The sequence below is a fragment of the Corynebacterium sp. MSK039 genome (genome assembly GCF_030232315.1).
In the GTDB taxonomy this organism is placed as follows: domain Bacteria; phylum Actinomycetota; class Actinomycetes; order Mycobacteriales; family Mycobacteriaceae; genus Corynebacterium.
Map to the genome: position 1 here is coordinate 371,675 of NZ_JASPJL010000001.1, position 6,109 is coordinate 377,783.

Here is a 6,109-nt window from a genome sequence, read left to right on the forward strand (position 1 = left end):
GTGACGTGTTCGCTTAGAGGTCGGCGGGGCTTGCGAAGGTGCCCTGCACGGCGGTTGCCGCTGCGACCTGCGGGGAGACCAGGTGGGTGCGCCCACCCTTGCCCTGGCGGCCCTCGAAGTTGCGGTTGGAAGTCGAGGCGGAGCGCTGGCCGGGGGTCAGCTGGTCCGGGTTCATGCCCAGGCACATGGAGCAGCCTGCGGTGCGCCACTCAGCGCCCGCGGCGAGGAAGATCTTGTCCAGGCCCTCCTCCTCTGCCTGCTGCTTGACTCGCGTGGACGACGGGACGACGAGCATCTGGACGCTGTCCGCAACCTTCCGGCCGTCCAGAACCTCCGCGGCGGCGCGCAGGTCCTCGATGCGGGCGTTGGTGCAGGAACCCAGGAAGACCACGTCCACCGGGATGTCCCGCAGCGGGGTTCCCGGGGTCAGATCCATGTACTCCAGGGCGCTCTCGGCGGCGGCGCGGTCGGTGTCGTTGGTGAAGTCCTCCGGCGCGGGCACGGTCGCGCCCAGCGGCAGGCCCTGGCCCGGGTTGGTTCCCCAGGTGATGAACGGGGTGAGGCTGGAGCCGTCGATGTGGACGACCGTGTCGAACTCCGCTCCCTCATCGGTGCGGAGGGACTTCCAGTACTCGACGGCGTCCTCCCAGTCCTGGCCCTGCGGGGCGTGCGGGCGGCCCTCGAGGTAGTCGAAGGTGGTCTGGTCGGGAGCAACCATGCCGGCCCGGGCGCCGGCCTCGATGGACATGTTGCAGATGGTCATGCGGGCTTCCATCGACAGCTTCTCGATGGCCTCACCACGGTATTCAATGATGTGGCCCTGGCCGCCACCGGTGCCGATCTTCGCGATGATGGCGAGGATCAGGTCCTTGGCGGAGACACCCGGCTGCAGCTCTCCGCTGACCTCGATGGCCATGGTCTTGAAGGGCTTCAGCGGCAGAGTCTGGGTGGCCAGCACGTGCTCGACCTCGGAGGTGCCGATGCCCATGGCGATGGAGCCGAAGGCACCGTGGGTGGAGGTGTGGGAGTCACCGCACACCACCGTCATGCCCGGCTGAGTCAGGCCGAGCTGTGGGCCGACGGTGTGGACGATGCCCTGGTCGATGTCCCCCATAGAGTGCAGGCGGATGCCGAACTCTTCGGCGTTCTTGCGCAGGGTCGAGACCTGCAGGCGGGAGGTCTGGTCCTCGATATCCAGCAGGTTTCCACCGACGACGCCGGTCGTGGGGACGTTGTGGTCCTCGGTTGCGATGGTCAGGTCAGGACGACGGACGGGCCGACCTGCCTGGCGCAGCCCGTCGAAGGCCTGCGGCGAGGTAACCTCGTGGACGAGGTGGAGGTCGATGTACAGCAGGTCCGGGTCGCCGTCCGATCCACTGGCGACGAGGTGGTCGCGCCAGACCTTCTCGGCGAGCGTCAGCGGCTTTTCTGTTGCGCCGCGGGTGGTATTAGTTGTGGTGTTCACTACGCTCTCCTCATTTCCAGAATCTTGCGAACCTCGGGAGTCACCCGAAAGTTCGCCAGTTCCACTTGATGGAATGTATAGTATCAAATCATGGGATATACATCTGAGCGAAATACCAACTCGGCACCGCAGCCACCCCACTTGGGGGTCGACCCTGGGGACGCGCACCCTGCTGGCGCCGAGAAGCCAGACATCCCGGCGATCAGCGGCATCCAGGTTCTCGACCGCGCGGTCTACATCCTCTCCATCATCGCAGCCCGTCCGCACAACCTCTCGGAAGTCTGCGACGAAACCGGCCTGCCACGGGCAACCGCCCACCGGATCTCCGTGGCACTGGAGAAACACCGGCTGATTGAGCGCCAGGCCGACGGTCAGTGGACAGCCGGGCCCGCGCTCGCCGAGCTCGCCCCGCGCACCAGCCCGCGCCTGGAGGAAGCGGCCGAGCACCTACTCCCGAAGCTGGTGGAGCAGACCAAGGAATCCGTCCAGGTCTACCAGCTCTCCGGCTTCGAGCGACTCTGTGTGGCCAACGCGGAACCTGCCACGGGCCTTCGCGACACCGTTCCTCGCAACACCCGGATGACGCTCAACGCCGGCTCCGCTGCCCGCATCCTGGTCGCCTGGGCTCCCGTCTCGCTGCAGCAGGCGGTGCTCCCCACCGCCGCGTACAGCGCCGCGGAGCTAGAGCGCGTGCGTCAAACCCAGATCTCAGAATCCGTTGCAGAACGCGACGCCAGCCTGGCTTCCGCCTCCGTCCCGATCTTCGACTCGACCGGCACGATGGTGGCAGCACTATCCGTTTCCGGGCCCGTCGCCCGCATGGGTGACTCCCCCGCCGAGAAGTTCGGGGACGCGCTTCGGCAGACGGCAAAGGAAATCGAGATTCATCTCTAGGGCTTGTGGGGTCTACCATCATCGTCAGAACATGAAGTTTTGACCAGAAAGTTCACCCCATGTCCAGCTCAACAGGCACCGGTAATGCGGCTGTAGGCACAGACCCTGCAGCGCCCCGCCGCTCCCCCGTCCGAGAGTTCACCCTCCGCGCGGTTCTCCTCGGCGGCATCATCACGCTCATCTTCACGGCAGCCAACGTCTACCTCGGGCTGCGCGTCGGTCTGACGTTCGCCACCTCGATCCCCGCGGCCGTGATCTCCATGGCCATTCTGCGCAATTTCCAGGATCACACGATCCAGGAAAACAACATCGTGCAGACCATCGCCTCGGCGGCAGGCACACTCTCGGCGATCATCTTCGTCCTCCCCGGCCTGATCATGGTCGGCTGGTGGCAGGGCTTCCCCTACTGGACCACCGCCTCCATGGTTGCCATCGGCGGCATCCTCGGCGTGACCTTCTCCATTCCGCTACGCAGGGCGCTGGTCACGGGCTCAGACCTCCCCTTCCCCGAGGGCGTGGCAGCCGCCGAGGTGCTCAAGGTCGGCGACACCCAGAACCAGGACTCCGCTGAGGAAAACAAGACGGGGCTGCGTCTGATCATCCTTGGCTCCATCGCCTCAGCAGTGATGTCGATCCTCTCCGCCATGAAGCTCGCAGCATCCTCGGTGTCCTCCTACTTCCGCCTCGGCCCAGGTGCCACGATGATGGGTGGCTCGCTCTCGCTGGCTCTCATCGGCGTCGGTCACCTCGTCGGCATGTCCGTCGGTGTCGCCATGATCGTTGGCCTGATCATCTCCTACGGGGCGCTCATGCCGCTGCGCACTTCGGGCCTCATCCCGGCCGAGGGCGACATCTCTGAGATTGTCTCGGCCACCTTCTCCTCCGAAGTGCGCTTCATCGGCGCAGGCACCATGGCCATCGCCGCGGTGTGGACCCTCCTGAAGATCATCGGCCCCATCATCCGTGGCATCAAGGAGGCTCTGGCCTCCTCTCGTGCCCGCCACGATGGCCAGACTGTGGACCTCACCGAGAGGGACATCCCGTTCCCCATCGTCGCCGGGGTCACGCTGGCGTCGATGCTGCCAGTAGGCCTGCTCCTGTGGCTCTTCGTGAAGGACACCACCATCACGCACCACATGACCGGCCTCATTGCCCTGTCGATTATCTACACCCTCCTGGTGGGGCTCATCGTCGCGTCGATCTGTGGCTACATGGCCGGACTCATCGGCTCCTCGAACTCCCCCATCTCGGGCGTCGGCATCATCGTCGTGTTGTCCGCTGCCTTGCTGATCAAGGTCGTCGTGGGCGGGGAGGCCGACTCCACCGCACTCGTCGCCTACACCCTGTTCACCGCGTCGGTGGTCTTCGGCATCGCGACGATTTCCAATGACAACCTCCAGGACCTCAAGACCGGCCAGTTGGTCGACGCCACCCCATGGAAGCAGCAGGTGGCCCTCATCTTGGGTGTCATCTTCGGTTCTGCGATCATCCCGCCGATCATGGAGCTCATGCGCAAGGGCTTCGGCTTTGCTGGCGCTCCGGGCGCCGGCCCCGACGCTCTCGCAGCGCCTCAGGCTGCACTGCTGAGCTCCGTCGCCGAGGGCATCTTCGGAGACTCCTTGGATTGGGGGCTCATCGGCCTGGGCGCGGCCATCGGCGCCGTGGTGATCGTCATCAACGAGGTCCTGAGCAAGGCCTCCCGCTACTCCCTGCCACCTCTGGCGGTGGGCATGGGAATGTACCTTCCGGCCTCTCTCACGCTGATCATCCCCATCGGCGCTGCCCTGGGCTACGTCTACAACAAGTGGGCCGACAAGCAGGCTAATCCGCAGCGCAGCAAGCGCATGGGCGTCCTCATGGCCACCGGCCTGATCGTCGGCGAATCTCTCTTCGGAGTCATCAACGCTGGCATCATTGCGGCGACCTCCAACGGCGACGCCTTGGCCGTGGTCGGCGAGAGCTTCGCCGGACCGGCGCAGTGGATCGGCATCATCGCCTTCGTCGGGCTCACTGCTCTGGTCTACTCCCGCCTCAAGAAGGTTGACCAGACACAGGCTTAAAGTCCCCCCCCCTTACTCCGTTCCGCCCCGCTGCACAGCAGCGGGGCGGAATCTTTAGCGCCAGTGTGATCAACGGCTAACGGGGGCTGAGCCTAGGAAACGCGAAACCTCCCACCACAATCAAGTGGTGGGAGGTTCTTCTTGGTACCCCGTACGGGATTTGAACCCGTGTTACCGCCGTGAGAGGGCGGCGTCCTAGGCCGCTAGACGAACGGGGCGCATAGGACACACAAAACTAGCTCTCTACCGGCGTACCGATGTAACAGCAACCAGCTCTGTGATCGAGAACAAAGCCTACAGGCCACTGCCTCAACTCTCCTAATCCGCTGGTCAATGCCGGGTTTTAGGGAGTTCTCGCGTTAGCATGAAAGCAGTAGTGTCGCCGATGCGCCAAGGATGCCAATGACCCGTTCCGAGAATGACACCCCCGACTCGCTCGTAATGCCGGCCGGCGGTGGCACGGACCGACAGGCGATTTCTCCGGATCGTTACTCAGCAGAGGTCACCAGCGAGCATCGTTTTCCTGGCCCGAAGGCATGGGGCATGATCGCCAAGCGGCTGTACACGGAGTTTTTCTACCGTGGGCTTCCCGATAAGGGCGCGACGCTGAGCTTCTACTCCATCTTCACCGCGATCCCCACCCTCATGGCTTTCTACGCGATCGTGATGCTGGTACTCGACCAGAATCGCGATCAGGTGCTGGGCGTGACCGGCGAATTCATCAACCGCAACATCCCGGCAGACTTCGCGGCTCAGGCGTCGAACATCATCGAGGCGATCATCGGCACCACGCAGCGCTCCCTGATCACACTGATCTTCGCCGTCCTCTTCGCGCTCTTCTCCTCCTCGGCCTATGTTCGCGCGTTTTCCCGCAGCGCGAACGCGCTCTACGGCCGCGAGGAGGGCCGGTCGATCCTACGGACCTGGCTCGTGATGTGGGGCTTGACCATCGCTTTGGTTGCGGGGCTTGTGTTGATCGCGGCGGGTTTCTTCCTCCGCGAGGAGCTCCTCTCCCCCTTCTTCACCCACATCGCCGATCCCTTGGGACTGGCTGGCCTGCGCACCTTCATGCTCGACTATTTCCTGCCGCTGTGGACGTGGCTGCGGTGGCCGGTGATCTTCGGGCTCTCCCAGATGCTCATCGCGCTGCTCTATCACGTCGCCCCGAACGTCAGGCAAGGGCGTTTCCGCCTGTTCACTGCGGGCTCTGTGAGCGCGCTGGTTGTCCTCACGCTGATCGGGGAGGGCTTTCGGACTTACCTGAATAATTTCCTGCACATCGGCATGTACGGGGCGCTAGGCGGCATCATCGGCGGCTTCTTTTGCCTTTTCATGGCAAATAACGTGCTGCTGCTAGGCCTGCAGCTGGACGCTGAGCTCGCGCGTGCCCGGGAGCTCGCGGCGGGCTACGACTCCACCGAGCTCATCCTCGCCCCGCCCCGAGCCTCGGGTGCCGCGGATGGTGAGAAGCAGCTCGCCGAAACGTTGCAGGCCCAAGCCGTAAACTTCCAGCGCCGCGTACGGAACGCTGAGGACGACTAGCGGGCGGCTTTTACTCTTTCCATCCCACCGCCTGAGACGCGCTTCTGACCGCCCTCCTGGGTTAAGTGACAAAAAGGGGACGCGGACATTTTGTTGGACAGTTTCGGGTCACGCTACATGAAGTTTTCGGTAGGCGGTGATACTCACA

Annotated in this window: 4 protein-coding genes and 1 tRNA gene; 3 read left to right on the forward strand and 2 right to left on the reverse strand. The window is 64.2% G+C overall.

The features are described 5' to 3' along the window. Positions 1 to 13: 13 nt before the first annotated feature. Positions 14 to 1,465 carry a 3-isopropylmalate dehydratase large subunit gene (gene leuC / locus QP997_RS01675; RefSeq protein ID WP_070761968.1) on the reverse strand — a complete coding sequence of 484 codons (1,452 nt, stop codon included), beginning with the start codon at positions 1,463 to 1,465 and terminating at the stop codon, positions 14 to 16. Between the two features lie 90 nt (positions 1,466 to 1,555). Between leuC and QP997_RS01680 the strand changes: the two genes are divergently transcribed. Continuing rightward, positions 1,556 to 2,359 carry an IclR family transcriptional regulator gene (locus tag QP997_RS01680; RefSeq protein WP_210398579.1) on the forward strand — a complete coding sequence of 268 codons (804 nt, stop codon included), beginning with the start codon at positions 1,556 to 1,558 and terminating at the stop codon, positions 2,357 to 2,359. Positions 2,360 to 2,418: 59 nt separating this feature from the next. Continuing rightward, positions 2,419 to 4,419 (forward strand): OPT family oligopeptide transporter, encoded by a 2,001-nt coding sequence (locus QP997_RS01685; protein ID WP_284846005.1) that lies wholly within the window; start codon positions 2,419 to 2,421, stop codon positions 4,417 to 4,419. Positions 4,420 to 4,561: 142 nt separating this feature from the next. Here QP997_RS01685 and QP997_RS01690 read toward each other — a convergent pair. Next, a tRNA-Glu gene (locus QP997_RS01690) sits at positions 4,562 to 4,637 on the reverse strand. A gap of 184 nt (positions 4,638 to 4,821) precedes the next feature. Between QP997_RS01690 and QP997_RS01695 the strand changes: the two genes are divergently transcribed. Further along, positions 4,822 to 5,961, forward strand: a complete 1,140-nt coding sequence (locus QP997_RS01695) for a YihY/virulence factor BrkB family protein (protein WP_070757841.1) — start codon at positions 4,822 to 4,824, stop codon at positions 5,959 to 5,961. The last annotated feature ends 148 nt before the right edge of the window (positions 5,962 to 6,109 follow it).

Coding starts and splice junctions, on each gene's coding strand:
- QP997_RS01680 (WP_210398579.1), top strand. CDS start 1,556: ATGGGATATACATCTGAGCGAAATACCAACTCGGCACCGCAGCCACCC.
- QP997_RS01685 (WP_284846005.1), top strand. CDS start 2,419: ATGTCCAGCTCAACAGGCACCGGTAATGCGGCTGTAGGCACAGACCCT.
- QP997_RS01695 (WP_070757841.1), top strand. CDS start 4,822: ATGACCCGTTCCGAGAATGACACCCCCGACTCGCTCGTAATGCCGGCC.